This window comes from Mycobacterium neumannii (genome assembly GCF_002245615.1).
Lineage (GTDB): Bacteria > Actinomycetota > Actinomycetes > Mycobacteriales > Mycobacteriaceae > Mycobacterium > Mycobacterium neumannii_A.
The window spans coordinates 73,069-98,116 of the sequence record NZ_NKCO01000012.1; the positions used below are offsets into that span (position 1 = coordinate 73,069).

At 64.6% G+C, this 25,048-nt stretch carries 26 protein-coding genes and 1 tRNA gene; 8 read left to right on the forward strand and 19 right to left on the reverse strand.

The window, feature by feature from the left end; translation table 11 throughout:
- The 5 genes from CEX88_RS15540 to CEX88_RS15560 form a co-directional block, all read right to left on the reverse strand.
- Nucleotides 1-846, reverse strand: a complete 846-nt coding sequence (locus CEX88_RS15540; RefSeq protein ID WP_202931514.1) for a phage major capsid protein — start codon at nucleotides 844-846, stop codon at nucleotides 1-3.
- Nucleotides 847-985: 139 nt separating this feature from the next.
- Complete coding sequence (locus CEX88_RS15545; RefSeq protein ID WP_094294154.1) at nucleotides 986-1,432, reverse strand: hypothetical protein; 447 nt, start codon at nucleotides 1,430-1,432, stop codon at nucleotides 986-988.
- Complete coding sequence (locus tag CEX88_RS15550; RefSeq protein WP_094294155.1) at nucleotides 1,416-2,009, reverse strand: hypothetical protein; 594 nt, start codon at nucleotides 2,007-2,009, stop codon at nucleotides 1,416-1,418. Before CEX88_RS15550 ends, CEX88_RS15545 begins: the two co-directional genes overlap by 17 nt.
- On the reverse strand, nucleotides 2,006-3,316 hold the full coding sequence (locus tag CEX88_RS15555) for a phage portal protein (RefSeq protein ID WP_420799222.1): 1,311 nt from the start codon (nucleotides 3,314-3,316) through the stop codon (nucleotides 2,006-2,008). Before CEX88_RS15555 ends, CEX88_RS15550 begins: the two co-directional genes overlap by 4 nt.
- Complete coding sequence (locus tag CEX88_RS15560; RefSeq protein WP_094294210.1) at nucleotides 3,313-4,782, reverse strand: terminase large subunit domain-containing protein; 1,470 nt, start codon at nucleotides 4,780-4,782, stop codon at nucleotides 3,313-3,315. The genes CEX88_RS15555 and CEX88_RS15560 overlap by 4 nt, the downstream gene beginning before the upstream one ends.
- Before the next feature lie 14 nt (nucleotides 4,783-4,796).
- Here CEX88_RS15560 and CEX88_RS15565 point away from each other — a divergent pair, with 14 nt between their 5' ends.
- A complete protein-coding gene (locus CEX88_RS15565; protein WP_126315839.1) occupies nucleotides 4,797-5,030 on the forward strand; it encodes a hypothetical protein in 234 nt (77 codons plus the stop codon).
- A 397-nt stretch (nucleotides 5,031-5,427) separates the two neighbouring features.
- Here CEX88_RS15565 and CEX88_RS15570 read toward each other — a convergent pair whose 3' ends face one another.
- From CEX88_RS15570 to CEX88_RS15585, 4 genes are all read right to left on the reverse strand, one after another.
- Nucleotides 5,428-5,718: a hypothetical protein gene (locus tag CEX88_RS15570; RefSeq protein WP_094294157.1), complete on the reverse strand. Its 291-nt coding sequence runs from the start codon at nucleotides 5,716-5,718 to the stop codon at nucleotides 5,428-5,430.
- A gap of 383 nt (nucleotides 5,719-6,101) precedes the next feature.
- Nucleotides 6,102-7,211, reverse strand: a complete 1,110-nt coding sequence (locus CEX88_RS15575; protein WP_094294158.1) for an AAA family ATPase — start codon at nucleotides 7,209-7,211, stop codon at nucleotides 6,102-6,104.
- Nucleotides 7,208-7,537 carry a hypothetical protein gene (locus CEX88_RS15580; RefSeq protein WP_094294159.1) on the reverse strand — a complete coding sequence of 110 codons (330 nt, stop codon included), beginning with the start codon at nucleotides 7,535-7,537 and terminating at the stop codon, nucleotides 7,208-7,210. The genes CEX88_RS15575 and CEX88_RS15580 overlap by 4 nt, the downstream gene beginning before the upstream one ends.
- A complete protein-coding gene (locus CEX88_RS15585; protein WP_094294160.1) occupies nucleotides 7,534-7,734 on the reverse strand; it encodes a helix-turn-helix domain-containing protein in 201 nt (66 codons plus the stop codon). Before CEX88_RS15585 ends, CEX88_RS15580 begins: the two co-directional genes overlap by 4 nt.
- A gap of 218 nt (nucleotides 7,735-7,952) precedes the next feature.
- Between CEX88_RS15585 and CEX88_RS15590 the strand changes: the two genes are divergently transcribed.
- Together CEX88_RS15590 and CEX88_RS15595 are read left to right on the forward strand one after the other, a co-directional pair.
- On the forward strand, nucleotides 7,953-8,507 hold the full coding sequence (locus CEX88_RS15590; protein ID WP_094294161.1) for a hypothetical protein: 555 nt from the start codon (nucleotides 7,953-7,955) through the stop codon (nucleotides 8,505-8,507).
- Nucleotides 8,500-9,690 carry a site-specific integrase gene (locus CEX88_RS15595; protein ID WP_094294162.1) on the forward strand — a complete coding sequence of 397 codons (1,191 nt, stop codon included), beginning with the start codon at nucleotides 8,500-8,502 and terminating at the stop codon, nucleotides 9,688-9,690. Before CEX88_RS15590 ends, CEX88_RS15595 begins: the two co-directional genes overlap by 8 nt.
- Before the next feature lie 38 nt (nucleotides 9,691-9,728).
- Here CEX88_RS15595 and CEX88_RS15600 read toward each other — a convergent pair.
- The 4 genes from CEX88_RS15600 to CEX88_RS15615 form a co-directional block, all read right to left on the reverse strand.
- Nucleotides 9,729-9,805 (reverse strand) — tRNA-Ile (locus CEX88_RS15600).
- 176 nt (nucleotides 9,806-9,981) lie between these two features.
- The gene (locus CEX88_RS15605) at nucleotides 9,982-10,788 is read right to left on the reverse strand and encodes a carboxymuconolactone decarboxylase family protein (RefSeq protein WP_094294212.1); all 807 of its coding nucleotides are present in this window, start codon (nucleotides 10,786-10,788) and stop codon (nucleotides 9,982-9,984) included.
- Nucleotides 10,789-10,840: 52 nt separating this feature from the next.
- Nucleotides 10,841-12,214: a metallopeptidase TldD-related protein gene (locus CEX88_RS15610; protein WP_094294163.1), complete on the reverse strand. Its 1,374-nt coding sequence runs from the start codon at nucleotides 12,212-12,214 to the stop codon at nucleotides 10,841-10,843.
- Between the two features lie 3 nt (nucleotides 12,215-12,217).
- Complete coding sequence (locus tag CEX88_RS15615) at nucleotides 12,218-13,735, reverse strand: TldD/PmbA family protein (protein WP_094294164.1); 1,518 nt, start codon at nucleotides 13,733-13,735, stop codon at nucleotides 12,218-12,220.
- Between the two features lie 46 nt (nucleotides 13,736-13,781).
- Here CEX88_RS15615 and CEX88_RS15620 point away from each other — a divergent pair, with 46 nt between their 5' ends.
- From CEX88_RS15620 to CEX88_RS15630, 3 genes are read left to right on the forward strand one after another with little or no spacing between them, the layout of a single operon-like run.
- A complete protein-coding gene (locus tag CEX88_RS15620) occupies nucleotides 13,782-14,651 on the forward strand; it encodes a carbohydrate ABC transporter permease (RefSeq protein ID WP_420799223.1) in 870 nt (289 codons plus the stop codon).
- Nucleotides 14,638-15,465 (forward strand): carbohydrate ABC transporter permease, encoded by an 828-nt coding sequence (locus CEX88_RS15625; RefSeq protein ID WP_094294166.1) that lies wholly within the window; start codon nucleotides 14,638-14,640, stop codon nucleotides 15,463-15,465. Before CEX88_RS15620 ends, CEX88_RS15625 begins: the two co-directional genes overlap by 14 nt.
- Nucleotides 15,462-16,790 (forward strand): ABC transporter substrate-binding protein, encoded by a 1,329-nt coding sequence (locus CEX88_RS15630; RefSeq protein ID WP_094294167.1) that lies wholly within the window; start codon nucleotides 15,462-15,464, stop codon nucleotides 16,788-16,790. Before CEX88_RS15625 ends, CEX88_RS15630 begins: the two co-directional genes overlap by 4 nt.
- 75 nt (nucleotides 16,791-16,865) lie before the next feature.
- On the opposite strand, the gene CEX88_RS15635 is transcribed toward CEX88_RS15630, so the two are convergent.
- Together CEX88_RS15635 and CEX88_RS15640 are read right to left on the reverse strand one after the other, a co-directional pair.
- Nucleotides 16,866-17,711, reverse strand: a complete 846-nt coding sequence (locus CEX88_RS15635) for a CbiQ family ECF transporter T component (protein WP_066841716.1) — start codon at nucleotides 17,709-17,711, stop codon at nucleotides 16,866-16,868.
- Complete coding sequence (locus CEX88_RS15640) at nucleotides 17,708-19,747, reverse strand: ABC transporter ATP-binding protein (RefSeq protein ID WP_094294168.1); 2,040 nt, start codon at nucleotides 19,745-19,747, stop codon at nucleotides 17,708-17,710. The genes CEX88_RS15635 and CEX88_RS15640 overlap by 4 nt, the downstream gene beginning before the upstream one ends.
- A gap of 91 nt (nucleotides 19,748-19,838) precedes the next feature.
- On the opposite strand from CEX88_RS15640, the gene CEX88_RS15645 reads away from it, so the two are divergent.
- Nucleotides 19,839-20,279 carry a MarR family winged helix-turn-helix transcriptional regulator gene (locus CEX88_RS15645; protein ID WP_094294169.1) on the forward strand — a complete coding sequence of 147 codons (441 nt, stop codon included), beginning with the start codon at nucleotides 19,839-19,841 and terminating at the stop codon, nucleotides 20,277-20,279.
- A 228-nt stretch (nucleotides 20,280-20,507) separates the two neighbouring features.
- Here CEX88_RS15645 and CEX88_RS15650 read toward each other — a convergent pair whose 3' ends face one another.
- On the reverse strand, nucleotides 20,508-21,701 hold the full coding sequence (locus CEX88_RS15650) for an amidohydrolase family protein (protein ID WP_094294170.1): 1,194 nt from the start codon (nucleotides 21,699-21,701) through the stop codon (nucleotides 20,508-20,510).
- Nucleotides 21,702-21,737: 36 nt separating this feature from the next.
- Here CEX88_RS15650 and CEX88_RS15655 point away from each other — a divergent pair, with 36 nt between their 5' ends.
- Nucleotides 21,738-22,052 carry an acyl-CoA synthetase gene (locus CEX88_RS15655; protein ID WP_094294171.1) on the forward strand — a complete coding sequence of 105 codons (315 nt, stop codon included), beginning with the start codon at nucleotides 21,738-21,740 and terminating at the stop codon, nucleotides 22,050-22,052.
- Between the two features lie 86 nt (nucleotides 22,053-22,138).
- Here CEX88_RS15655 and CEX88_RS15660 read toward each other — a convergent pair whose 3' ends face one another.
- From CEX88_RS15660 to CEX88_RS15670, 3 genes are read right to left on the reverse strand one after another with little or no spacing between them, the layout of a single operon-like run.
- Nucleotides 22,139-23,164, reverse strand: coding sequence for a spirocyclase AveC family protein (locus CEX88_RS15660; RefSeq protein WP_202931515.1), 1,026 nt, complete (start codon nucleotides 23,162-23,164; stop codon nucleotides 22,139-22,141).
- A complete protein-coding gene (locus tag CEX88_RS15665; protein ID WP_094294214.1) occupies nucleotides 23,161-24,165 on the reverse strand; it encodes an LLM class flavin-dependent oxidoreductase in 1,005 nt (334 codons plus the stop codon). The genes CEX88_RS15660 and CEX88_RS15665 overlap by 4 nt, the downstream gene beginning before the upstream one ends.
- A gap of 21 nt (nucleotides 24,166-24,186) precedes the next feature.
- Nucleotides 24,187-25,041, reverse strand: a complete 855-nt coding sequence (locus CEX88_RS15670) for a mycofactocin-coupled SDR family oxidoreductase (RefSeq protein ID WP_094294172.1) — start codon at nucleotides 25,039-25,041, stop codon at nucleotides 24,187-24,189.
- Nucleotides 25,042-25,048 lie beyond the last annotated feature (7 nt).

A 25,048-nucleotide genomic window follows, 5' to 3' on the forward strand; every position in this document is an offset into this window, starting at 1 on the left:
TTAGCTACCCGGCTCCACCAGGACAGCTACCGCTTCGGGATGCAGCAAGCCGAGGTCGTACCGTGTGACCACGCGCAAACCAACCTGGTCGTACTCGGCGTAGCGTTCGGTCAGCACTGTCACGGACGGTGCCACGTCGCGGGCAATTGCCACGTTCGACATGTCGGCCAGGATCGCCGTGCCCTCAGGCAGCTTGTTCGTCACGGTGACCGGGATTCCGAACAGCCGATAGGTCGGGCCAGCGGTCAGGTCGGATTCGAGCACGTATTTGTTGGACGTGTCGGATTCCTTGACTTTGCGGATTCTGATGAAGTCAGAGCCGTTGATGAACCACCTGTTGGGCATGACCTCCTGCGCGTTGAGCAACCCGATAGCGTCGAGCAAGTAGTCGGGATCTTCGGGCACGAATCCGCCTTGGGTCACGTTTTCCTGATGCAGCAGGCCGGTGATGGAGTCAGACGAGCCGGTACCAGTCAGCAGGGCTGTGTCGAGAGCGTCGGAAACATCCTTGACCAGCCGTGCCCGCAGTACGGCGTCGATGCCAATAACCGACTGGCGCACCAGCTCATTGGAGTATCGGAGAATCGTCTTGATGCTCTTCCTATCGGTCGGCATCAAGGTCAACTCGTCGAAGTCCACATCGGCGTCATCAGGAATTAGGCCGGATTCACCAACCCACCCGACCGTTGCGCCGCTAACCAATTTTGGGATGCGCAGCACGCCGCTGGTGTCGAAAATGCGTGGACCGCTCGAGAGTACGACGCTCGCGGCTTCGAGGGGTTGCACCAGCAGGCTAGCTACCTGGTCCTGTAGCAACTCAGGATTGGCTGCCGTTGTTTCAGTCATGATGGTGTCCTGTTCTTACAGATAGGGATTGATAAGGGCACGGGTCAACCGCTATTGGGGAGACGTGCCACCAGGACACCTGAAGAGGGTGGGCCGCAGCGCCAGGCCGCGACCCACCTAGCATACCCTTATGGGGTATCTATGCGCTACTGCGCAGAATGTCATGCAGGTTAACTTGTGCCGTTGACTGCGTTGCGCCTTGTCCGATGTAGCCCGTGGGTCGGCGTGCCGCGAGATGCGGCTTGCGAGTCAACAGTTCGTCAATCGCTGCTGTCAGCTTTTCGGCGTCGTCTAGGTGTTCGGGATTGAACGGTAAGTCTTCTGCGTCGGCTAGGCGTCCTGTGGCGCGCACCAGTTCGGCGTGTAGCCGTTGCTCGGCCTTCTGGGCGCGTTGGCGATGCTTGCCGTTTTCCTGGCGTAGTTCCTCGACGTAGGAGCGAGGGAAGGTCTCGGCTTCGGCTTCGGCCTCCGTGGCCGCCGCTTCCTCTTGGCTATCGGCCGCGGTGACTTCTGTGCTGTCATTTGTTTCGCCATCCTGGTCTGGTGTGGGTTCCTGGTCTGTTGGTTCGTCAACTTGCTCTTGCATTGCGCTCTAACCTCCGTGTGAATCCGGTTGATTGAATGTTTTGAGCGAGTACCGGCCGTTGTACGCACTCGCACCCTTTGTGTCGTGGCATTGGATGCGCGGCAGGCCAGACACGGCCTTCTCGCCACCACCAACGGCAAAGCTGGCATGGGTCGGCGTCGAGTTGCCGCACCCACCCCTTGACGAGCGGCTGTTGGTGCATGGCTTCGCCGAACGCTTTTGTGGCACTCTCTAGCGGCTCCGAGCGTGCCAGGCGGCTGACAATTGCTTCAGGCACGTCGGATGCCTCGGCCACTTTGAGAACCGTTGTGGCGGCTTTCGACAGCCGTACAGTGTCGTCGGCCGGTGGCAGCACGCCAACCACCGGAACCGCTTCGGCCGTCCCGAGCATGATGCTCGCCGCGAGGGACAAATCCGCCAACGCGTATGCCTGGCTGTTGGCCTGCGCGACAGCGGCCGCCATCAACGCAACCGCATCCTGTACCGATAGTTCACCGGACAGGTAAAGCGCGTAGAGCACTTGTACTGTGCGGTCGCTGCTGTCGGCCAACGCGATTAGCTCATCCTGATAACTCACGAGGCAATCGCCCGTAAGTCAATACCAGCGGTGTCCAAGGCTTCAGTCCGGCGAGCAGTGCGAATCTGTGCTATCTCGTCATCGGTGTAGCCGAGTCGCTGCAACGCGTATGAGGCCGGCAACAGGCCAGCGGCGAACAACTTGGTCACCGCATCAGCCTCCTGTGCGACGCTCCTCGTCGATGCGTCGGCCCACTTCACCCGTGCATCAACGTTCATCGGGTCGACGCCATCGCGCACTGCGACTATCAACCGGGCTACGTCCTCCCATGAGCGCCCGAATTGCTGCTGCCGCGCTTCGGCTCTCGCAGTGAGCGACGCCTCGGACGCACGTAGCGCATCGGCGCTGGCAGGCTGGTCCGTCAACACCCCGAGCATGTGGGCCGGTAGCGCACTGACGGCCATTATCTGCTGAGTCAACACTCCGACTGCGGCCTCGTAACCGTTCAGATCGGCGGCGTCGAGTTGGCCAAACTTGGCGGCAGGTTCTTCAGCAATCATCATCCTGTTGGCGTCGGGGTATGGGTTGACCGCCTCGGTGTCGCCGGTCGGTTCACCGTCGTCATCGAGCACGGCGGCTTCCTCGAGTTCGATGCCGGTAGCGAACCGACGCGGCCTACCAACGTATTCGGATGAAACCATCATGTCCGCTAACACCTTATTCAGCGCATCGCACAACGGTTTCAAGTCCTCGATTTCGGAGACGCCTTCGTCAAGAATGCGATCAGAGTTCAACAACCGGACTACGGGCGGCACTCCCAACGGGTTAGAGATGGACTCCAAAACACGGAATCCGCTTGTGGTGGCGCCGGTCTGCTGTGCGCGGTAGCGGACTATCTCGTCGGGTCCGTAAAGGACGGCCTCGGTGGTTGTGTCAGTTTCCCAACGCTTCAACGCGTGGGTGATGCGGCGGGTCCCGGGGTCACGCAGGCATGACATTTGCTTGGCAGATTCGACCGTGACAAGGGGTCTGCCGAGCCGGTCGGCCCACACGATTACGTAGCTCTGGCCGAGTAATAGCGCCTCGCGGTGCGCAACACCTGACTCCTGGTCGAGGTCATTGCGTAACCACTCGTCCCAAACATCAACGCCGGTAAAGCCGGTCACGCGTAGGCGCTCGGTCAGCGATGTAACCGCCAGGCGCGGCAGGTTAGACGCCATTCGCCCGAATCGGTCGCCAAGGGCAGTTTTCGCCTCCGGCGATAGGAACGCCAAAGGCTGCGTACCCGAGTAGTACCGTTCGAGCTCAGCGTAGGCTGCTGCCTTCTCTTCAATCTTCTGCAACATCATGGTAAGTGTGTCTGTCACCTAAAGCTCCTAGCTTTCTTTCGTTTTCGATGTGTTGCGCGCCAAGTAGCGCGACTGTGAGTCATGACCAAGCACGCGGCCAGATCCATCTTTCTCGCAGTTCTCGACCGGGACGCTTTCGATAGCCGAATGCCCCGCGCATCCTCCACGATGACGGCGGCTGCGACGTGTTCGGCCAATTGCCGATCACCTGAATGCGACATGCGACCGTTCACCGCTGCGCTATAAAGGTCACCCGTTGCCGCAGTCAACCGCGACGGCGAGTGCGGAAACTCAACTACCGGCAGCTTCTCGGCCTCCAACGCTTGCAGTGTGCGGGTCCAGCGGAACGGGTCGGCGACAATCTCGACCACGCGCCAGCGTCTACATGCCTGTCGTATCTCGTTTTCAACCTCGGAGATAGGCACGCGATACGAGTCATCACCGTTGGTGCGTTGCCACACGCGGATGGTGTCGAAATGCGGTTCGGCCGAAACCGTCCCGACCAAAAGGGCTGTCGTGTCGTCACTGAACGAGCCATCAAGGGCAACGACGACCTCCGCCCCGTCCGGGACCGGCTTGCCCGTGCTCAGGTCGTCCCACACACCAGGCGGCAGAAACCCACCCTCGGTTCCGGTGGCGAACTGACACAACCGAGCCCGCCGAAACGTCGCCTCACGAGTCTTCGGCGGTAATAAGGCGTGCATCGCGTCGCGGTGCAAAAAATCGTCGAGGGCCGGGTTGGCCAGCTCCCAGCAGTGTTGACAGTCAACCGGGTGATCCTCGAAGCCGCCCGCCGAGAACTCGCGCCAAACCATCGACATGTCGTCGGGGTTGTCGGCGGCGTAGTTCCGAAGATCCAGCAGGACCTGATCGTCTAGGTTCGGCCCCGGCGTACCTATGCAGACCAGAGTGGAATGCTCGCGTTTCCCCTGCGCCAGCGTCAGCACCTCGTATGAGTCGCGGTTGGCTACACCGGCCTCGTCGAGAATCGCCAGCGTGTAGTCCAGCCCTTCCAAGCGTTTCGGCTCGGCCGGTAGGCAGTGAAACGAACTGTCCGTGTTCGGGATATAGAGCCGTTCCTTGAACACCTGACAGCGGGAGGAGAGGTCCTCGTCGAGTTCCACCATGCGGCGGGCGATGTTGAACACGATCCCGGCCTGGCGTTCGTCGACAGCGACGACGCACACCACCGAACCCTCGCCACCCGTGAACAGTTCGTAGACGCCCCACGCAGACATGAGCGAGCTTTTTCCGGACCCACGCGGCAGCATCCAGCCCGCTGTACGCGGCCGAGGATTTGCATCCAGAACTGACCCGACTAGGTCACGCTGCCAATCCCTCAGCCGCAGCGGCGACCTCGCACCCGTGCCTTTCGGCACCTTCACGAACTTCTGGCAAAAATCATCGAATCGCGCCGAACCCGTCGACCGTGGCCGCCAGGGCAACACACTGTCATCAACTGCTGCCTTGGGTCCGGCTCTCATGGCAGGCTCCAGGTATGGCAAGCATGAAGGGTCCTTACACCGATTTCGAGATTGTCTGGGCATACGGAGCCCCGTCGGGGCTCAAGGAACAAATCACAGACGAGACGAAGCTCCAAGTCACCGAGGCCGGCGTTCTGCACATCACGAATACCGCTGGCGGGTCGGCAATTACCTGCGCGCCTCATACGTGGAAGTTCGTGTTCCAGCATCAGACGTTGGAACCGAGGCCAATTGCGGCGTTCGACTGACTTCACGTAGACCACCTAGTGGTGTGTAACGCGCCCTGCGGCTTGCCTACGGGGCTTGCGTCGGTCGGTTGACCTCTTCCCGGCTGGGTTGCTCTGCGGCTACCTGGGCGAGCTGACCCTGCTGCTCTGTTGCAGGGACCGCATCGGACAACAATGTCGCGGAGGCGAATTGGTTTGCTCTGGGCTTTGCGTGTCCAGGCTTCGGGCGTGTGGTCGCCTTGTAGGTCGTCGGTGGCGCCGCAGTCGGTGCAGAAGGGTTGGAGTCGTCTGGCTTGGCGGGATAGCTGGTCCCATCTCCAGTCGTAGCCGCGTTCCCTTTTGTTGCGGGTGTCCTTACGGTGCTCGGGGCAGCGAGACTGCTGGGACAGTTCCCCGCAACGGGGTACGATGCATGGCTTTAGCATGTGTTGTCTCCCGGCTGTGCGATGGCGTGGACTTGGTCGCGGATGGCTGCGACTTCTTCTGTTGTGAGTGCGAGGAAGTTGTTGCAGAAGGCGCTGAGCGCGAGGAGTTGTCGATAGGTGAGTGTCATGGCGAGTTCGCCGAGGCGTTCGTCGTTGATGCGCAGGGCGACGCCGAGTTTGTTGTCGGGGCCTGCGAAGAAGTAGCCATCGACTGCGTGCGGGTAGACGGCGATGACGTCTTTGGGTAGTTCAAACTCTTGCGCCTTGTCGAAGAAGTCGCTCACTTCTTAGCTCCTGTCACGCGGGGATCGAGTAGGTTTTCGACAGCGGGGATGTGAGGGCAGTCGACGAACTCGAGTTCGTCGCAAGTGCAAGACCAATCCTCCTTCGGTGACCAGCGGACGGCGTATCCGTCCACGATGGCGAGGACTGTTGGTTGGCGTGCGCGTGTTCCGATGACGCGCAGGATTTGGATTTTCATGTCGCTCATTGGTTTCTTTCCTCGTATCGGGTAAGCCATGGACAGGTGTCGTTGTGGAGAATCTGTATCCACCACATGCCGATTTCGTCGTCGTGCACTAGTCGTGCGTCGTTGTTGCAGTCTGGGCACTTGACGGTGTGGAGGGTGTCGGCGATTCCGCGGATTGCGGGCGGTATTCGGCGACGCTCAGCTCGGTTCACTGTTCTCCTCCCTCCATGCTTTGAATGCTCTGCGGCTCCGGTCGTCTCGCCATTTGAGTCGTTCGCGTGCTTCGCGCGCTGATGTTGGCGGCGGGTCGAGTTCGCCGATTGCCGCTATGTCGTCAGGGTCGGCGGTTTCTTCGGGGTTGCGCTCGCCGCGCATCGGGGCTGTGATGCTGATTTGGTTGCCGATTATGACGAACTTGCCGCACAGGGGTTCTCGGTCGCCGGATGGCGAGTGGCGGCGTAATCCGCCGTGGCGGTCCTTGTGGATGCTGAGGTAGGCAGAGCCGCCTTTGTCCGGCGTGAAGGCGCTGTCCACCTTGACGCGGATGCTGGTGCCGCCGATGGCGCGTTTCTTGGCTGCGGTTCCGGTTGGACCGAATGCTCGGGAGTCTGAGCCTTTGGCCAGGTGGTCGATTCCGACGACGCAAGCGCCGGTCCTCGTCAGGGGCTTGATGACTCGGGTGTGTACGTCGGTAAATTCGTCGGCCGAGTTGCTTCCTGCTCCGAACAGCGGCAGTAGTTCGCCGATGCTGTCGATGATTACGAGGGTCGGCTTCCAGTCGGTCATGTCGTCTATGACGGCGATGGCTTGGTCGCGTTCGGCCGGCTCGACGTACAGGAATCGGTTGGGGTTGCGTAAGACAGACTCGTCTGCTCCGAATCCGAGTAGTCGGCTCACGGTGGACTCGACGCCGTTGTGGTCGAGGTCGAGCCTCAGCACGCGTCCACCTGCCTTCAGCTCTTCGACTGTGGCGTAGTCGCAGAGCAGCGTCTTGCCGCTCTCCGGGTCTCCGAAGACGATGTTGAACTGGCCTCGGTAGAACAAACCCTTACCGTCGGAACGTCTGCATACCTCGGGTGTGGGTGGTTCTGGTATCCCGTCGTCGAGTAGTGCGCCGATGTTTACGTATCCGCACTGTGGGTTGCGCACGGGATGCACCTCGGATGCACTGACGTAAGGGTGCAGGTCGGTGGGTTGGGTTGCAACCGTACCCCTATATGGGTTGCAACCCGGTTGCACTGCATCATCCGGTTCAACTGTGGGTGGTGGCACATCTGCGTAGGGGTCGTCGTATACCGCTGTGGTCATGCGGCGACCTCCCATCGCTCGGCGATGGTTCGTGCGATTCGGCGTTGCCGGTCGTCGGCACGCCACATCTCGCGCAACGCTTGGACGTCGGGCCAGGGCGACAACCCGGCCGCTAGTAGGTGTTCAACCGCGAGCGCGTAGCCCTTTGTCGGGCGCGGTTTGCAGCGATGGCACCACGGGTCGCGGCAGCCGCATTCGAGCGGTGGTACGCGGTAGGTGGCTTCGCGTCGTCGTCCTAGTCCTTCGATATACTCGTAGGCACACTGGCGGGTGTAGGCCTCGGCGTCGTTGTCGGCGTCGGGGCCGACTTCTTTTCGGTTGTTCATGCTGTGGCTGCTGCCTCCTCTAGGCGGTTCACGTAGTCCTCAAGGCTTTGCGCGGTTACGAAGGCGCGGCGCCCGATGTTGACGCGGGTCAACTGGTGCGACTTGAAGAGTTCGTAGATGGTTGTGTGGCCGATGCCGCCGAGGATTGCTCGAGCTTCTGGCACCGGAACCAACAGTGGACTGGGTTTGGGTTCCATTGCTGGACTCCAATCATGTTGTAGTTGTCTGAGTTTCAGTTGTTCGGAGGCCTAACGGTCTCCGCTTGATGCGCACTGTGGAGTTGTCAAACATCCGCCGGTGTTCCGGCGACTCGCTTTGAATCCGGGCGAGCATTGACACTAGATTAGTGACATGACACTATTACTGGTAGCAGTGTCACTAAGATTTCGATTGACACAGGGAGGACCACCCGAAATTGGAGACGTTTCTGCTTCCCGACGGGGGGCGCTTGTGGGAAGAGCCTGGGTCGCGCAGACACAAGGTTGGTGACCGTTGGCTGCCATCGCCGGTCATCTATGAGTATCCGGGCGATAAGAAAGAGCCGGCCTACCGCCTGAAATTCGAGGTGTGGGAAGGCGTACCCGTTTGCACCGAAATCCGCTTGATGGCGAAACAGGCTGAGCGCGTACACATTCGACCGAAAGATGTGAAGCTAGTCGCTAACAGGTTGGAAAATTCGCTTCACGACTGGCTTGCGTTCCTTGAGTACGAGCGGATCGCGCCAGGCAAGTTCGTGCGACGCGACATTCCCTCCGAAGAGCAGATACGTGCGACCCGCAGAGTCATCCAGACCGCCCGTGGGCAGACACGTCGAAAGATGACGGACGAGCACTTAAGAGCTGTGGCGAACGCGGTTAGCACTGCAACGGGACCCCCAGTAGAGGCTGTATCGGCAGTTTTCGGCGTATCCATCCGTACCGCGTGGCGGTACATCGAGAAAGCGCGCGAGGAGGGGTTCATTGATGAGTAAGCGACAGCAGTTGCCTCCACAGATTCGCAAGGTGGAAGTGAAGGACCGCGCGAGCGGCAAGACTGTTGTGCGATACCAGGTGACGGTCGACGCTGGCATCAGTCCCGAGACGGGTAAGCGGAAGCAGACGCGGAAGCGGTTCACGACAGAGAAGGATGCCCGCGATTACCTCTCGACCACGCAGGCTGCGGTCGCTGCCGGAACCTACGTCGCCCGCAGCAAGCGGACGGTGCGCCAGGTTATTGACGAGTGGTTGGCCTCGAAGCACAACCTGAAACCGTCGACTGTGCTCGGGCACAAATCGAAGCTGTCCGCAGTCAAGGACGAGCTGGGTGAGGTCGAGGTTCAGAAGCTGACGAAGGGCCACCTTGACGACCTGGTGAAGCGGCTTCGGGCCGGTGAGGTCGAAGGACGTTCGGCCTGGTCTCCGCGGTCGGTCAACTACATGCTGTCGATTCTCACGTCGGCACTTGAGTCCGAGTGCAAGCAGGGCAACGTCGTGCGTAACGTCGCGGCGCTCGTCGAGCGTGTCGACGAGTCAGGACGTGCGGAGATGAAGACGCTGACCGAAGATGAGATGTTCCGCATCCTCGACCATGAATGCCGCGACCGGCATTTGTGGACACTCGCGCTGTATGGGCTTCGTCGGGGCGAGATTGCGGGGCTGAAGTGGTCGTCTGTCGACCTCAGCGCAGGGACTGTGACTGTTGAGGAGAATCGTGTGGTCGTCGAACGCCAAGTGCTGACCGGGACGCCGAAGTCGAGGAAGTCAAGGCGAATCCTTCCGATGCCTACCGAGGTTGTCGATGTGCTGAAGGCTGCGCGCAAGCGTCAGCTCGAGGATCGCCTTGCCGCCGGTTCGCAGTATGGCAGCGGCGAGTATGTCGCGAGTAACCAGCTTGGCGAGCCATTGCATCCTGACGCGATTACGTCGCGGTGGGAGAAGTTGCTCAGAGATCTAGGTATCCCGGCTGTGCGGCTACACGACGCTCGTCATTCGTGCGCGACCTTGATGCATCTGCGTGGGGTACCGATAGCGGTCATCGCCGCGTGGCTGGGGCATGCGTCGGCGGCTTTCACGATGGCGACGTACGCGCACAGCCAGGACGATGCGTTGAAGGCAGCGGCGAGTAGTTTCGGGCGAGTTGTGACAACTCGTGACACGGAGACCGGCGTTACCTGAATCGCGTGGAGCATAAATGCGCGTTTACCTAGGCTTTCTGGTGGGGCGGGCGGGGCTCGAACCCGCGACCAACGGATTATGAGTCCGCGGCTCTAACCGACTGAGCTACCGCCCCGGCGCGTTGCGCGGCACCATCGTCCCATATCGCGATGTGCCCACCTTGCAGCGACTAATTCGCTCCCAGCGAATTTTTCGCTGCGAGGTGGGCACCTACAGCAATGGCCCCTCAGAGGTGGGCATCTACAGCACTGGCCCTCAGAGGTGGGTATCTACAGCACTGGCCGGGAGCCGTCAGGCGATATCGGCGTACACCGGCTGCCCGTCGTCACCGATCGAGTACCGCTCGGTGCCCGAAGCCACCCGCGGCGCGTCGGCGCCCAGCGATACCGCGATCTTGTTGCACGCGTTGCGCATGACATCCAGCGTCAGCTCCAACGACTGCTTCTCCGAGAAATTCCGCCGCACCTCCGCCGCCACCTCGGCGTCGATGCGCGCCGGCGACCAGATCAGCGCGTCGACGTACCGCAGCGCCGCCTTCTGCGCCTCGGTCAGGCTCTCGGCGGATTCATAGTCCTCGATCTGCCCATACATCTCCTCCGAGCCGCCGGAGTCCAACGCGTCGCCGTCGCGCAACGACTTGCACAGCCTGCAGTTGTGCTGCATCGCGCCACGCAATCGGACGATCTCCGTGGTCACCGGATCGAGCGCCCGCAACCGCGCCACCGCCGGTGCGAACCCGTTGAGCAACGCATCGACGGGATCGGACTCCGGATCCCATTCCACGACGCTGACGTAACCGGGTCTCCCTAAGCCCAGCGCTTCACAGCCCGCCCACACCCGCGGCACGAAGTCCGCGATGAAGGTCGCGACGACAGTCCGAAATACGTTGTCGCCCAGAGTATCCGATAGTCGCTTACGCTGGTTGTCACCGATACCCGACACGTCGGTCGCGAACTGCTCGGCGAACGCCGCCACCACCCGGTCCGCTTCGGTGGACTCGTCGAGCAGGTCGACTTGCACCGCCAGCGGCGGCAACGACAGCGACCTGCCGCACGTCAACCGGATCAGCGTGTCCCGTTGGCTGTCACCCGACGACATCGCCACCAAACCGGCGATCCGATCGGCAAGCTCATCAGCGCCCACGCCCCGATTATTGCGCCTGACTGACGGAGGACATGTGAAAGTCCGGAATCCGCAACGACGGCATCGCCGCCCGCGTCGCCCAATCACCCCACTCGCGCGGCAACGTGAACTCGCTGACCCCCGCTTCCGTCGCGCGGCGCAGCAGGTCCAACGGGCTTTCGTTGAACCGGAAGTTGTTGACCGCCGCCGTCACCTCGCCGTCCTCGATCAGATACACGCCGTCACGGGTCAGTCCGGTCAGCAGCAGCACCGACGGGTCGACCGCCCGCAGGTACCACAGTGTGCTCAGCAGCAGACCACACTCGGTCGCCGCGATCATGTCCCTCAGGTCAGACTCCCCACCGGTCATCAGCAGGTTGCCTGCCGGCACCGCCGGCGCCGTGTCGAATTCCGCGGCGGCGGCCCGCGAATACGCCAGCGCGTTGATCGCGCCGTCGCGGATCCAGTCCACCCGCTCGATGTCCATGCCGTTGTCGAACACCGAAATCCGTTCCGACGACGTCGACGTCGCGACGAACGGCGTGCAGGCCAGTCCCGAGGCGAACGGATCGGAGTACAGCGTCAACGGCAGATCGGTGAGCCGCTCCCCCGCCCGCGTGCCGCCGCCCGGCGCCGACAACGCCGTGCGACCCTCCTGCGCGCCCCGGCCGTCCATCGCCCATGTCAAAAAGATCATCAGGTCTGCCACCGCCGACGGGGGCAGGATCGTCTCGTAGCGGCCGGCGGGCAGCTCCACCGTGCGCCGGGCCCACCCCAGGCGCGTCGACAACTCCTCGAGCATGGAATCGATGGGCACACCGCCGAAGTCGGCGGCGTTGACGCCGACCCACGCGCTTGCGCCGTCACGTTTGCCGTTGATCTCCACCGAGCCGGTCGGCTGCGTGTAGCGCCGCCGCAGCCCGCCCGACGTCGCGACGAACGTCGTCTCCAGGATGTGCCGGGCATACCCGTACAACCGGTCGCTGCCACGAAACGCACGGGCGAGGCCGTCAGCAACCGGCAGAAACACCTCCGCTCCTGTGTTCGGCACCGGAGCATCCCAGTCCGGTGGTGCATCGCCACCGGCCAGCAGCGGCGCGCTGTCGCGGGCCTCGAGCGCCGAGCGCGCCGCCTCCTGCGATGCCGCCACCAGACCCGCGATGGTCGACGGGTCCACCTCGCTGGATCGCACCGAACCGACATGTGACGCGCTTCCCTTGCGCACCACCGAGATCACCGTCGTGTAGCGCCGCCTCGACTCGCCGTTGGTGGTCATCGAGTTGCCCGCCCACCGCAACGACGCGTCGGCCTGGTCGGTCACCAACACGACCGTGTCGTCGGCCCCTCCCAACCGGGCCGCCTCCGCCAGCGCGATCTCCACCACCTGCTGTGCGCCGATCATCGCTTACCGCCCGCCCTCGGCGCGGGTGTTGAGCACGTTCACCCCGCGGAACAACGCCGACGGACAACCATGGCTCACCGCGGCCACCTGGCCCGGCTGCGCCTTACCGCAGTTGAACGCGCCGCCGAGCCGCCACGTCGACCGACCACCGACGGCCTCCAGCGAACCCCAGAAGTCGGTCGTGGTCGCCTGGTACGCCACGTCGCGCAGCTGGCCGTCGAGCCGGCCGTCGCGGATGCGGAAGAAGCGTTGCCCGGTGAACTGGAAGTTGTAGCGCTGCATGTCGATTGACCAGCTCTTGTCTCCGACGATGTAGATACCGTCGTCGACGCGGGCGACCAAATTCTCGGTGCTCACCTCGTCGGCGCTCGGCTCCAGCGACACGTTGGCCATCCGCTGGATCGGCACGTGGTGCGGCGAATCGGCGTAGGCGCACCCGTTGGAGCGCTCCTCCCCGAGCCGCGGTGCGAACACTCGCTCCAGTTGGTAGCCGACGAAGATACCGTCACGCACCAGGTCCCACTTCTGCGCCTGTACTCCTTCGTCATCGAAACCCACCGTCGCCAAACCGTATTCGACGGTCCGGTCGGCGGTCACGTTCATGACCGGTGAGCCGTAGCGCATCGCGCCCAGCTTGTCGGGCGTGGCGAACGAGGTCCCCGCGTACGCGGCCTCGTATCCGATCGCCCGGTCGTATTCGGTGGCATGGCCGACCGATTCGTGGATCGTGAGCCACAGATTCGACGGATCGATGACGAGATCCGTCGGCCCCGCCGTGACGCTGGGCGCCTTGACCTTCTCGCCCAGCCACGTCGGCAGCATGGCCAACTCCTCGGTCCAGTTCCACACCTCGTCGCCGGCGACGTACTCCCAGCCCCGCGCGGTCGGCGGGGCCAGCGTTCGCATCGTCTCGAACGTCCCCGCCGCGGCATCGACGGCGACCGCCTCCAGCGACGGCTGCACCCGCACCCGCTGCTGGGTGATCGTCGAACCGAAGGTATCGGCGTAGAATGTCTGCTCCTTGGCGGTCTGCAGTCCCGCCGAGACGTGATTCACGCCGTCCGCGGCCAACAGCCGCCCCGAGTATTCGCCGAGCACGGCGAGCTTGTCGGTGGTTGCGACAGTGAACGGGTCGACGTCGTAGTCCGAAACCCAAGTGACATCGGAGTACACGGGCTCGGCGGCCAGCTCGATGCGCTCGGCGTTGAGCGCAGCCAGCGTCCTGGCCACCCCTACAGCGCGACGCGCGGTCTGGGCCGCGACATCCGCGCGGAGCTCGGCATGCGACGCGAAGCCCCACGTCCCGTCGACGATGACACGGACCGCCAGGCCGATCTCCCGGTCGACGACCGCGGTCTGCAGGACACCGTCGCGCAGCTGCACGAACTCCGAAGTGACCGCCTGGATGCGAAGGTCGGCGTAGCTGGCGCCCGCGGCCACGGCCGCCGAGGTTGCCGCCTCGGCCAGCTCGCTCCTCGGCAGGTCGAGGAAGTCTGCGTCGACGCGTCGGGTAGCTGCCACGACACCACCGTAGTGGTGGCGCCGCCGGGAAGCTTTAATGACTCGGATGGCACAACGCCGCCGCACGACCACGACCGCGTACGCACTCCTGGCGCCGAGCCTGTTCGGAGTCGTCGCGTTCATGCTGCTGCCGATGCTCGTGGTGGTGTGGCTGTCGTTGCACCGGTGGGACCTGCTGAGCCCGATGGAGTATGTGGGCCTGCGCAATTGGCAGTCGGTGCTGACCGATCCGACGTTCGGCACCTCGCTGGTCGTCACGCTGCTGTTCGTCGTGCTGGTCGTGCCCGCACAGACCCTCCTCGGATTGATCGCGGCATCGCTGCTGGCACGCGGGCTGCCCGGCAGCGGTTTCTTCCGAACGTTGTATGTGCTGCCGTGGATCTGTGCGCCGCTGGCGATCGCGGTGCTGTGGCGCTGGATCCTGGCACCCACCGACGGCGCGGTCAGCACCGTCCTCGGCCGCCAGATCGAATGGCTCACTGATCCGACGCTGGCACTGCCGGTGGTGTCGGCGGTGGTCGTGTGGACCAACGTGGGATACGTGACGCTGTTCTTCCTGGCCGGCATCCTCAACATTCCCGAGGACATCCACAATGCCGCCCGCACCGACGGCGCGACGACGTGGCAGCGGTTCCGGCACATCACCCTTCCGATGTTGCGGCCGACGTTGTTCTTCGTACTGGTGACCGGAATCATCAGCGCCGCCCAGGTTTTCGACACCGTGTACGCGTTGACCGGCGGTGGCCCGCAGAACCGGACCGACCTGGTGGCGCACCGCATCTACGCCGAGGCGTTCGGCGCCGCAGCGGTGGGCCGGGCCGCGGTGATGGCGGTTGTACTGTTCGTCCTGTTGGTCGGTGTGACCATCGTCCAGCAGCTCTATTTCCGTCGACGGATCAGCTATGACCTCACCTAGCCGCGTCACGTCCGCCGCCGTCATCTACCCCATCCTGCTGGCGGGCGCGCTGATCACGTTGGCGCCGTTCATCCTCGGCGTCCTGGCCTCACTGCGGGATCCGCGCACCTTCGACACCGAGTCACCGCTGTCCTTGCCTCTGCCGCCAACCCTGCAGAACTACGCGAACCTGGCCGACGCCGGCTTCGGCCGGGCCGTCGTCGTGACCGCGCTGATGACGGCGGTGATTCTGCTCGGCCAGCTGACGTTCTCCGTGCTGGCGGCGTATGCGTTCGCACGGCTGCAGTTTCCCGGCCGCGACGCGCTGTTCTGGGTGTATGTCGCGACGCTGATGGTACCGGCGACGGTCACCGTCGTCCCGCTGTACCTGATGATGGCCGAGGCGGGGCTGCGTAACACCTTCTGGGCGTTGGTGCTGCCGTTCATGTTCGGTTCGCCGTACGCGATCTTTCTGTTGCGCGAGTACTTTCGCACCATCCCCGGCGATCTGGTCAATGCGGCTCGCATCGACGGTGCCAACACGTTGGACGTGATCGTGCACGTGGTGTTGCCCGCGAGCAGACCGATCCTGGTGACGCTGGCGCTGATCACCGTTGTCTCGCAGTGGAACAGCTTCATGTGGCCGCTGGTGGTCACCAGTGGCGGCCAGTGGCAGGTGCTGACGGTCGCGACGGCGGGGCTGCAGTCACGCTACAACGCGCAGTGGCCGCTGGTGATGGCGGCGACGACGGTCGCCATCGTGCCCCTGCTGGTGTTGTTCGTCGCGCTGGGTCGCCACGTCGTGCGCTCGATCGTGGTGACGGGGTTGAAATGAGCGTGCGGCCGAGGTTTTCCACGCTCTTCGCGACAGGTGTGGCGATGACGGGTGTGCTGCTGCTGGTCGTGGCCATGCTGCTGGGGCAACCGAATGACGCGGGCGGCCGGAAGGTCGTGACCGTGCGGTTGTGGGATGAGCAGGTGGCCGCGGCCTACCGCGCGTCGTTCTCCGAGTTCGAAAGTGCGCATCCCGGCATCGAAGTGCGCGTGAACGTCGTCGCCTACTCGACGTATTTCGACAGCCTGCGCACCGACGTCGCGGGCGGTGGCGCCGACGACATCTTCTGGATCAGCAACGCCTACTTCGCCGAATACGCCGACAGCGGCCGCCTGATGGACATTGAGATGGCGGCCTCGCGGGCGTGGGAGCCGTCGGTGGTCAACCAGTTCACCCGCGACGGAACGCTGTGGGGTGTACCGCAACTCACCGACGCCGGGATCGGGCTGTACTACAACGCCGATCTGCTCTCGGCGGCGGGAGTCGAGCCGAGCGAGTTGGCCACGCTGCGCTGGGCACTCGATCCGGCCGTCGACACGATGCGACCACTGTTGGCCCGACTCACGCTCGACCACCAGGGCCACACGGCCGACGCAGCGAACTTCGACACGCAGCGGGTCCGGCAGTGGGGGTACAACGCCGCCAACGACCTTCAGAGCATCTACCTCAACTACATCGGTTCGGCGGGCGGGGTGTTCGCCGTCGGCGACCGGTTCGCGTTCGACAACCCGCAGGCCGCCCAGGCGTTCAGGTATCTGGTGGCGCTGATCAACACCGATCACGTCGCCCCGCCCGCATCGGCCACCAACGACAACGGCGACTTCTCCCGCAACCAGTTCCTCCAAGGCAACATCGCGCTGTTCCAGTCCGGGACGTACAACCTGGCAGCCATCGCCGACGCCGCCCCGTTCCGCTGGGGCGTCGCGATGCTGCCCGAAGGATCCGCCGGCCGCATCAGCGTGACGAACGGGATTGCCGCCGCCGGCAATTCGGCCACCGCGCACCCCGAGGCGGTGCGCGAAGTGTTGGCCTGGATGGGCAGTGCCCGCGGTAACGCGTATCTCGGCGCCGGCGGCGCGGCGATCCCCGCGGTGCTCGACGCGCAGCCCGTCTACCACGAGTACTGGCGTTCGCGCGGCGTCGACGTCAGCCCGTTCTTCGATGTGCTCGACGGCCCCCGCATCGAGGCACCCGGGGGCGCCGGTTTCGCCGCGGGATTCGACGCGCTCAAGCCCTATTTCGACGAGATGTTCCTCGGCCGGCGCGACGTCGCGACGACGCTGGCCGAGGCTCAGGAAGCCGCGAACGCCGCCGCGCAGCGATAGCACTCACCGAGACTGCGGTTTCTGACGAGATTCGATGATATTCCGTCATAAACAGCAGCCTCGGCGAGGTGAGGATCATCGGGTGACGGCGCTGGTGCCCGCCACCGTCAACTCCAGCGCCAACGCCGTCCCGCACACTGCGGCGACGATGAGGAACGCCCACCAGTCAATGGCTTTCGGACCCGACGGTGCGGCCGAGATCTGTCCGGCACCACCGCGTGCGGTGATCGCATCGCCCATCTCGTCGGCGCGGCGCAGCGCGACGGTGATGGCAGCGGCCAACAGATCGATCGCCTCGAGCCACCAACGACGCCACCGTCCGCGACGGCTCGGGTGCACCTGCTTCGGGCGCAGATTGCGTGCGGCGTAGAGCACGCGAAACTCGTCGATCAGCATCGGGAACGCACGCAGCGCCAGCGCCAGCGCGACCGCCCACTCGTCGACCGGTATCCGGAACAGCCGCAGCGGTCGGCCCAGCTTCGCGACCGCGGGCGCGATTTCGGCGACGTTCGTCGTCCACGACACCATCGCCCCCAGACCGAGCAGCACGATCGACAGCGCGGTGATGCGCAGGAAGTTCAGCAGGCCACCCAGCCCGATGTCGACCGAACCCATGGAGATGATCGGGCTGCCGCCGGCGAAGGTCGCCGTCAAGCCGCCGAGAAAGAGCAGGAACCACAGCCACCCGGGGATCGACGGGAGCACGCCGCGCGGGATGTTGGCCAGCCGCGCCGAGATCAGCACGATCACCGCGACGGCACCGATCGGCACCCAGCCCGGATAGAACGTCATCAACACACCGATGGCCGCGACCAGCAGAAGCTTCGTACCGGCCCAGAGTTGATGAACCACGCTGTTGCCGGGCACGGGCCGCAGCAACACGACGCCCCTGCGCTGCCGACGCTTCGTCGGCGCCGTCATGACAGTCCCCCCGCCGTCGTCGGTGCGGGCACCAGCACGCCACCTTCCAGATGCAAAGTGCGCGGGCACAATTCCTCCAGCCCGGCGAAGTCGTGGGAGATCACGACGACGGTGAGCCCGACGCGGCGGCGCAGGTCGACCAGCAGCCGAAGCAGACCCCGCTGACTCGCGCCGTCCAGGCCGGCAAGCGGCTCGTCGAGGATGAGGGCCCGCGGCGAGCGGGCGAGCAGCCCGGCGAGGACGACGCGACGCATCTGTCCCCCGCTGAGCTGGTCGATGCGCCGGTCGGCCAACGTGGAATCGAGGCCGACGGTCGACAGCGCCTGGTTGACCCGACCGCGGTCACGCGGAGAGAACCCGGCGGCGGACGCGATCTCGAGGTCGACCCGGCTGCGCATCAGCTGCAACCGCGCCGCCTGGAACGAGATCGCCACGGCGCCAACCTGTTCTGATGCCGGCTTCCCGTCGAGCAGGCATTCGCCCGCGGTCGGCTCGGTGAGACCGGCCATGATCCAGGCCAGCGTCGACTTGCCCGACCCGTTGAGGCCGTGGATCAACAGGCCGTCGCCCTCATGGACCGTGAAGGTGATGTCGCGCAGCGCCGTGGCGGCCCACGGTGTGCCGCTGCCGTACTCGTGGCTGACCTCCACGAGTTCCAGCACGGGAGCGGCATCGACGCCGGCAGCGACGGTCCCGGCCGGAGCATCGGCAGATTCCACCATGTCGGCGTTGTCGGCTGCGCCGCCGTTACCGGACAGGTCGACCGTGCGATCGGCCGCGTCGGCCTCGTCGTTGTAGTGGGTGATGTGCACCAGCGACATCTGGTGGCGCCGCGTCAGCCCGGACAGCACCGACATCAGTCCCTCACGGCCCTCCTGGTCGACCATGCTGGTGACCTCGTCGGCGATCAACAGCGACGGTTCGCGCGCCAGCGCCGCCGCGACGGCGAGCCGCTGCAGTTCGCCACCCGACAACCCGCCGGTGTTGCGTTCGGCCAACCCGTCGAGGCCCACCTCGGCGAGCAGCTGGCCGACGTCGGTGGCCTTACCGGGGGGCAGCCCCCAGACCACGTCGTCGGCGACGCGGGTGCCGAGCACCTGGCTCTCCGGGTGCTGCATGACGACCGCCGTGCCGCCGATGCGGCCCAGCCCGACGGCGCCCGGCCGTTCGATGGCGCCCGCCGTCGGCTCCCGCCCGGCCAGCATCAACATCAGCGTCGTCTTGCCCGAGCCGTTGGCACCCGTCACCGCGAGGTGCTCACCCGGTTCCACGCACAGCGAGACCGGCCCGAGCGCGTCGTGGTCGGCGGTCGGATAGCGGAACCGGACATCGCGCAGCCGCGCGGGCACCGGGGCGATAGCGCCGACGTCTTTGGAGGACTCCAGTTTGTGGACGTCGGGGATGCCCGAGAGCCGCTCCATCACCCGCGACAGGGCCCACCACCCGACGAGGCTGACGAAGGTGATCGATATCACGCCGGCGCTGAAGAACAACAGCGGCCAGTAATCGAGCGCCGTGGCGAAGTCGCGCTTGAGGCGCTCGGCCGCACCCTCCATATCGGCGATGCGGGCGATCACCGCGGCGAGGCCGTTGATGTTGGCGGTGACGGACTCGAAGATGAGGTGACGCAGCCGCGACAGGATCGACAGCGCCGCCACCACCGCCGTCCCGAACACCGCTCCGGCGATCAGCGCCGCGAACAGCACGGTCGGCGTGCCGCGTCCGCGGCGCTTGACGATGCCGGTCAGTCCGCCGATGTAGGCGCAGTTGACGACGGTCATGAACCCGCCCATGCCCGCGATCAGGAACGCGATGATGCCGCCGGCGATGGTCGCGGTGAGCAGCACCCGCAACCGGTAGCGGTAGGCCAGCAACCCCATCGGCACCGTGCCCAGCAGAGAAAGCCCCGCCGCGAACGGAACGACCACGGAGATGATCGCGGTGGCCGCGCACAGCGCCGCCATGACGGAGGCCTGCGCGAGTTCGACGGGACGCAAACGACCGGTATGTCGAGTTCGGGCCCCGGTCGCGGTCATTGCACGATTCTGCCAGTCGCGATGGGAGCGGCCACACTGCGCTGGGATCGATCGGGGCGGATTCGGCGTTTGGAACACCTAATCTGGCGGCATGACCCAGACGCTCGGAGCCGATCTGTTGTCCGTGGTCGCCCGGATCAACCGACTGGCCACGCAGCGAGCCCGCCTGCCCCTCGGGTATGCCCAGGCGCGACTGCTGTCCACGATCGAGGACCAGGGCGAGGCCCGCATCTCCGATCTGGCCGCACTCGACCACTGCTCACAGCCGACGATGACGACCCAGGTCCGCCGCCTCGAGGAGGCCGGCATGGTGTCGCGAACCGTCGACCCCGAGGACGCACGCGCGGTGTTGATCCGCATCACTCCCAAAGGGGTGGACACGCTGCGGCAGGTGCGCGTGATCCGCGGCGCGGTTATCGATCCGTACCTCGAACGGCTCGGCGGCGCCGACCGGAAGACGCTCACCGAGGCGGTGCGCGTGTTGCGGCGGCTGCTGGACGAGGCGTCGGCCTCCAACACCGTCGCCAAGTGAGCAGAGTCGGCCTGTTCGTCTCACGGCTATGAGTCCCACGCCGAAGGCAGGCAACCTCATCGCCGCGGCACTCTTCGCGGCGACACCGAAGTGCTCGCCCGAACTGCTGATGCGGTTCTTCGGAAGCGTGTGGCTGGCCCCCGACATCGGGGCCGCCATGGCAGACGAAACCAAGGTCCGGCCGGATGGTCACGACGCTGTTGGCTCCGCTGGCGGTGTGACGACCGGTCAGCCGACTGACACGGGTTGTTTTGACTCGACGCGGGGGAACCGGAGCATGCGTCGGGCGTTGTCCTCCACGATCAGCGCGCACTCCTCGTCGGGAACATCGGCCAACACCTCCGCGGCACGCGTGCGCGAGTTCGGCCAGTTCGAATCCGAGTGCGGGAAGTCGATTTCCAGCGTGATGCGATCCACGCCTATGGTGTACCGGTTCTCCAGCCCGTGTTCGTCGTCGATGAAGCAGCCGTAGAAGTGCGAGCGGAACAGATCCGAAGGGCGCGTATCGAAGTCGATGGGCTGGTAGTAGCGGTGCCGCTCCCACACATAGTCCGCGCGCTCCAAAATGTAAGGCACCCAGCCGATCCCGCCCTCGGACAGCGAAAACTGCAGATCCGGGAACTTCTGCAGCTTGCCCGAGAACAGCAGGTCCACGGTGGTCCACATCAAGTTCGTCGAGAACAGCGTGATCGCCACGGCGAACGGTGCGTCCGGCAAGGTCGGGTTCGGCGACGTGGCCAACGCCGAATACGAAAAGCCGGGCACGAATGAGCCTGAGCCGAAGTGCAACGACACGGGCATGTGCGCATCAGAGCAGACCTGCCACAACCCGTCCCAATGGTCGGAGTGGAACGAAGGCAGCCCCATCGGCACCGGGCTGTCGGGAAACGACAGCGTGCGCGCGCCTTTGGCGGCCACGCGTTCGGCTTCGGCGACCGTCGCGTCGATGTCCCACACCGGCAGGATCGCCAACGGGACGTAGCGGTCCGGCGCGGTGGCGCACCACTCGTCGATGTAGAAGTCGTTCCACGCCTTGACACACAGCAGCGCGAGTTCCTTGTCCTGACCGCGGAAGAACGTGCTGCCGCCGAACCCCGGGAACGACGGGAAACACAGCGCGGCCTGGACGCCGTCGAGGTCCATGTCCGCGATGCGGGCCACCGGGTCATAGCACCCCGGGATCATGTCCTCGTACCGGACCGGATCCATCCCCCACTCTTCGGGCGGCTTGCCTGCGACCGCGTTGAGGCCGATGGTCGGCAGAATCTGCCCGTCGTAGCTCCACAGGTGCCTGCCTTCGATCTCCACGATGCGCGGGCCGTTCTCGTGAAACTTCGCAGGCAGCCTGTCCTGCCATACGCGGGGATGTTCGATCAGGTGGTCGTCGACGGAGACGATCTGGTGGTTGTCCTGCAAAGGCATGGTGCCTCCTATGAATCGATGAGTAACGTGGGCCGCATGGAAGATGCGAAATCGTTCGAAGGTTCGGACGCAGCGCGCACCCGGATGGATGAGGACGACCACGATCTGCTGACTTTCGGCGAGGTCGGTGAGCGGCTACGCATCGAGATGGCCTCTGCCCGTGCCGCTGTCGCCGAATTGGAGTCCGGTGGCGACGCCGACGCTCTTCGACAGGCACACGCCCGCTTGGCCGCGCTGGAATCGGCCGCCAAGCGCAACAGCGCCGGACGCATCAACGACGCCAACTTCGAGAAGTTCTTCGGTTATCCCGGTACTGCCAAACGCAACCTGCCGGAATCGCACTCCGAGTAGCCCTGGCCGCGTGCGGTCAAAGTGATTACGCCGCCGTGTGTTCGACGACGACGGTGTTGGCGCGCGCGCTGCGCCTGTAACGGACCTCATGGGCGTGGCGGACAAGGCGGGTTCGGGCCGACCCCGCACATGCCGTGATGGATGTAGCTGGGCACCTCGTCGGCGGGTGGTTGTACCTCGGCGTGCTGATTGACCAGGTTGAAGCCGAGGTTGAACACCAGCATGATCAGGTTGAACACCGCCGTGAGCGCCAGGATGCGCACTCCGGTGACCGTGCGCTTGTTCTTGAGCTGGTCGATGCCGATGTCGGAGATCATCAAGCCGTCGCGGTCACGCAGACAGTAGATGGCGATGGACGAGACGCTTACCAGGCCGCCGAACACGATGCCCTCGTATAGCGGGAACTGGTACATGGTGCCGGAGAAGATGGACCAGGTGTCGTCGACGCGTAGGTAGTTCCAGAGGCCGATGCGGTGGAAGTACTGCTCCAAGACGATGTCGAGCACGATGAACAGGAGCAGCATCACCAGCAGCACACCCGCGGTGTTGATGCGCGGCACCGTCTTTCGCATGCGGGCGATCACCTGGTCGATGCCCATGATGGCCAGCGGCGTCAGCAGGATGTAGCTGGCGAGAAAATAGATGATCGGCTGCGGATTCTCGGGGCCCTTTTCCACCCAGCCCGGGATGAACTCTCCCCAGGTGCCCATGTTGAAGAAGCCCGCGTTGTAACCGAATACCGGGCGGACGGCGTTCACGCCGGGGTCCTGCCAGGCCGCGAGCAGCCAGGCCACGACGAAGATGCCGACGGGCGGAAGTTGCTTGTCCCGCCGCGTCTTGCGGATCATCCAGATCAGGAAGATCACTCCGCCGATCATGCAGCCGATCTCCCAGAACCGGATCCAGGCGATGCTCGATGCGGGGATGGGGTCGGGTCCGGTGGGCGCGGGTGCGAACTCGTCCGAGAAGATCCAGCGGCCGTAGACGTAGAGCTGGAAGACGACGAAGACCGCGCCCAGTCGGGCCAGCCAGATGATCGGAGGTGAGTCCCGGTAGGTCTTGGCCCCTTCGGGCAGGAACTTGGGGGTCTCGGTGTGCTGATGGGTGGTCACGTGACAACTCCTGTTCGCGTGAAGGCCTCGATGATCTTGCGGCCATACTCTGTGCGCCGCCGTGTGCTGACGAGAAAGCCTGGCGGAGAATGAAACCCGAGCTGTGGAAGGATGCTGCGGGCGGCGAGCATCGACCGCGCCTGTTCGGTGTCCCCGCATGCCGCGATCGCCCACAGCATGTCGTCGCTGACATGCGTGCCGATCGTGCGGGGATCTCCGTTGGCGAAGTCCGCGCGGATCGCGGCGACCTCGTCCTGCCAGCCGTGCAGTTCGACCAACGAGTCGTATGTCTTGACGGTCAGGTAGAACGCGATCTGTCGCTTGGCGTCGTCAATCGCGCGCTGGGGGTCCTCGTCGTTGATCGCCGTGATCACCCAGCCCCAGCGCAAGAGCCGCGCGGCGTCGCGCCCGGCTCGCTTCGCCCCTAGAGCCATATTCGGCTCGACGACCTCGCTCCACCACCGGTCGGTGAACAACCCGTGTCCGAGCACCCCGTCGGCCACGCCGCCGACGGTGCGCAGCATGTGAACGTTGAATGCGCCCAGTAGGATAGGCACGTCGATCCGGCCGAGCACCGGGGCCTGGATACGGGCGTCGATGTGGTAGAAGTCGCCGTTGAAGGTGATGCGGTCGCCGTTGTCGGCGTCGAGGAATGCTCGTATGCAGGCCACCAACTCCTTCATCCGGGCCGCCGGATGCGAGGAGTCCACCCCGAACCAGTCGCGGTTCATCCGCCCGGTTCCCGCGCCCAACCCGAGGAACACCCGTCCGGGCGCGACACGGTTCAGGTGCCGCGCCGCCGCCGCGTGCACGAACGGTGACCGCGCGAACGCGTACGCGATCCCCGGCCCGATCCGGGCGGTGCTGGTCTGGTGCGCCATCTCCGACGCCGTGACATAGGCGCCGGTATCGGCGAACTCGCCGGCGCAGAAGGCCGCTGCGCCAGCGCATTCGGCCTGTCCGGCGAGTTCGCTGCCCGGCCATGGCATCGCCCATTGCATCGCCATCGGTGGTCGGTCCGGTCAGAACTTCAGGGTGGCGCCGGCGTCGACCTTGAGCTGCAGTCCCGTCACGTACCGCGATTCGTCGGAGGCCAGGTAACAGATCCCGTGCGAGATGTCCTCGGGTTCGACATAGGGAATCGGCATGCCCTGCATCATCGGGAAGGTCAGCAACGCGTCGTCGAGAGAAGGATGCTCAAGGTCGGGCCGGAACATCTTGTACATCGACTCGTTGTGCAGCATCGGGGTGTTGACGTTGGTCGGATGCACCACATTGACCCGGATCGACTTCGGCGCCAACTGATTGGCCAGGGCCATCGTGTACTTGTCGATGAACTGCTTGGCCAGGTTGTAGCCCGCGCCGCCGGAACCGTTGGGACCCGTGCTCGCGGCCGGCCCGGCCTTCTCGGCCAGGAGCCCGGCCACCGATCCGACCGTGATGATTGACGCGCCGGCCGAAAGATACGGCAACGCAACGTGAACGGTGTTCACCACGCCGACGAAGTCGACATCGAAGGCATTGGCGAAGGCGTCGATCGGCTGTTCGCCGCCCAGGGGGCAGATTCCGGCGTTGGCGACTACCACGTCGAGCTTGCCGAGTTCGGCCACCGCGGACTGCAGCGCTTCGGCCAGCGCAGCCCGATCGCGCACGTCGACCACGGCGGTCACCACCCGGCGCCCGGTCTTCTCGACCTCGCGGCCCGCTTCCTCGAGGTCGTGTTCGGTGGACAGCGAGTAGTCGTTGTGTTCGACATCGCCGCAGATGTCGAACAAGATGATGTCGGCGCCCTCCTCGGCCAGCCGCACCGCATGCGACCGGCCCTGCCCCCGGGCGCCACCGGTGATGAGGACCACTTTGTCCTGCACTCTGCCCACGTTCGTT

Bases quoted from the DNA above. Each gene is read 5' to 3' on its own strand.
- CEX88_RS15665 (WP_094294214.1), bottom strand. From the start codon at position 24,165: ATGCAATGGGCGATGCCATGGCCGGGCAGCGAACTCGCCGGACAGGCC.
- CEX88_RS15560 (WP_094294210.1), bottom strand. From the start codon at position 4,782: ATGAGAGCCGGACCCAAGGCAGCAGTTGATGACAGTGTGTTGCCCTGG.
- CEX88_RS15565 (WP_126315839.1), top strand. From the start codon at position 4,797: ATGGCAAGCATGAAGGGTCCTTACACCGATTTCGAGATTGTCTGGGCA.
- CEX88_RS15605 (WP_094294212.1), bottom strand. From the start codon at position 10,788: ATGTCGTCGGGTGACAGCCAACGGGACACGCTGATCCGGTTGACGTGC.
- CEX88_RS15655 (WP_094294171.1), top strand. From the start codon at position 21,738: ATGGAAGATGCGAAATCGTTCGAAGGTTCGGACGCAGCGCGCACCCGG.
- CEX88_RS15620 (WP_420799223.1), top strand. From the start codon at position 13,782: ATGGCACAACGCCGCCGCACGACCACGACCGCGTACGCACTCCTGGCG.
- CEX88_RS15545 (WP_094294154.1), bottom strand. From the start codon at position 1,432: ATGCAAGAGCAAGTTGACGAACCAACAGACCAGGAACCCACACCAGAC.
- CEX88_RS15595 (WP_094294162.1), top strand. From the start codon at position 8,500: ATGAGTAAGCGACAGCAGTTGCCTCCACAGATTCGCAAGGTGGAAGTG.
- CEX88_RS15630 (WP_094294167.1), top strand. From the start codon at position 15,462: ATGAGCGTGCGGCCGAGGTTTTCCACGCTCTTCGCGACAGGTGTGGCG.
- CEX88_RS15580 (WP_094294159.1), bottom strand. From the start codon at position 7,537: ATGAACAACCGAAAAGAAGTCGGCCCCGACGCCGACAACGACGCCGAG.
- CEX88_RS15640 (WP_094294168.1), bottom strand. From the start codon at position 19,747: ATGACCGCGACCGGGGCCCGAACTCGACATACCGGTCGTTTGCGTCCC.
- CEX88_RS15650 (WP_094294170.1), bottom strand. From the start codon at position 21,701: ATGCCTTTGCAGGACAACCACCAGATCGTCTCCGTCGACGACCACCTG.
- CEX88_RS15645 (WP_094294169.1), top strand. From the start codon at position 19,839: ATGACCCAGACGCTCGGAGCCGATCTGTTGTCCGTGGTCGCCCGGATC.
- CEX88_RS15585 (WP_094294160.1), bottom strand. From the start codon at position 7,734: ATGGAACCCAAACCCAGTCCACTGTTGGTTCCGGTGCCAGAAGCTCGA.
- CEX88_RS15610 (WP_094294163.1), bottom strand. From the start codon at position 12,214: ATGATCGGCGCACAGCAGGTGGTGGAGATCGCGCTGGCGGAGGCGGCC.
- CEX88_RS15575 (WP_094294158.1), bottom strand. From the start codon at position 7,211: ATGACCACAGCGGTATACGACGACCCCTACGCAGATGTGCCACCACCC.
- CEX88_RS15540 (WP_202931514.1), bottom strand. From the start codon at position 846: ATGACTGAAACAACGGCAGCCAATCCTGAGTTGCTACAGGACCAGGTA.
- CEX88_RS15625 (WP_094294166.1), top strand. From the start codon at position 14,638: ATGACCTCACCTAGCCGCGTCACGTCCGCCGCCGTCATCTACCCCATC.
- CEX88_RS15635 (WP_066841716.1), bottom strand. From the start codon at position 17,711: ATGACGGCGCCGACGAAGCGTCGGCAGCGCAGGGGCGTCGTGTTGCTG.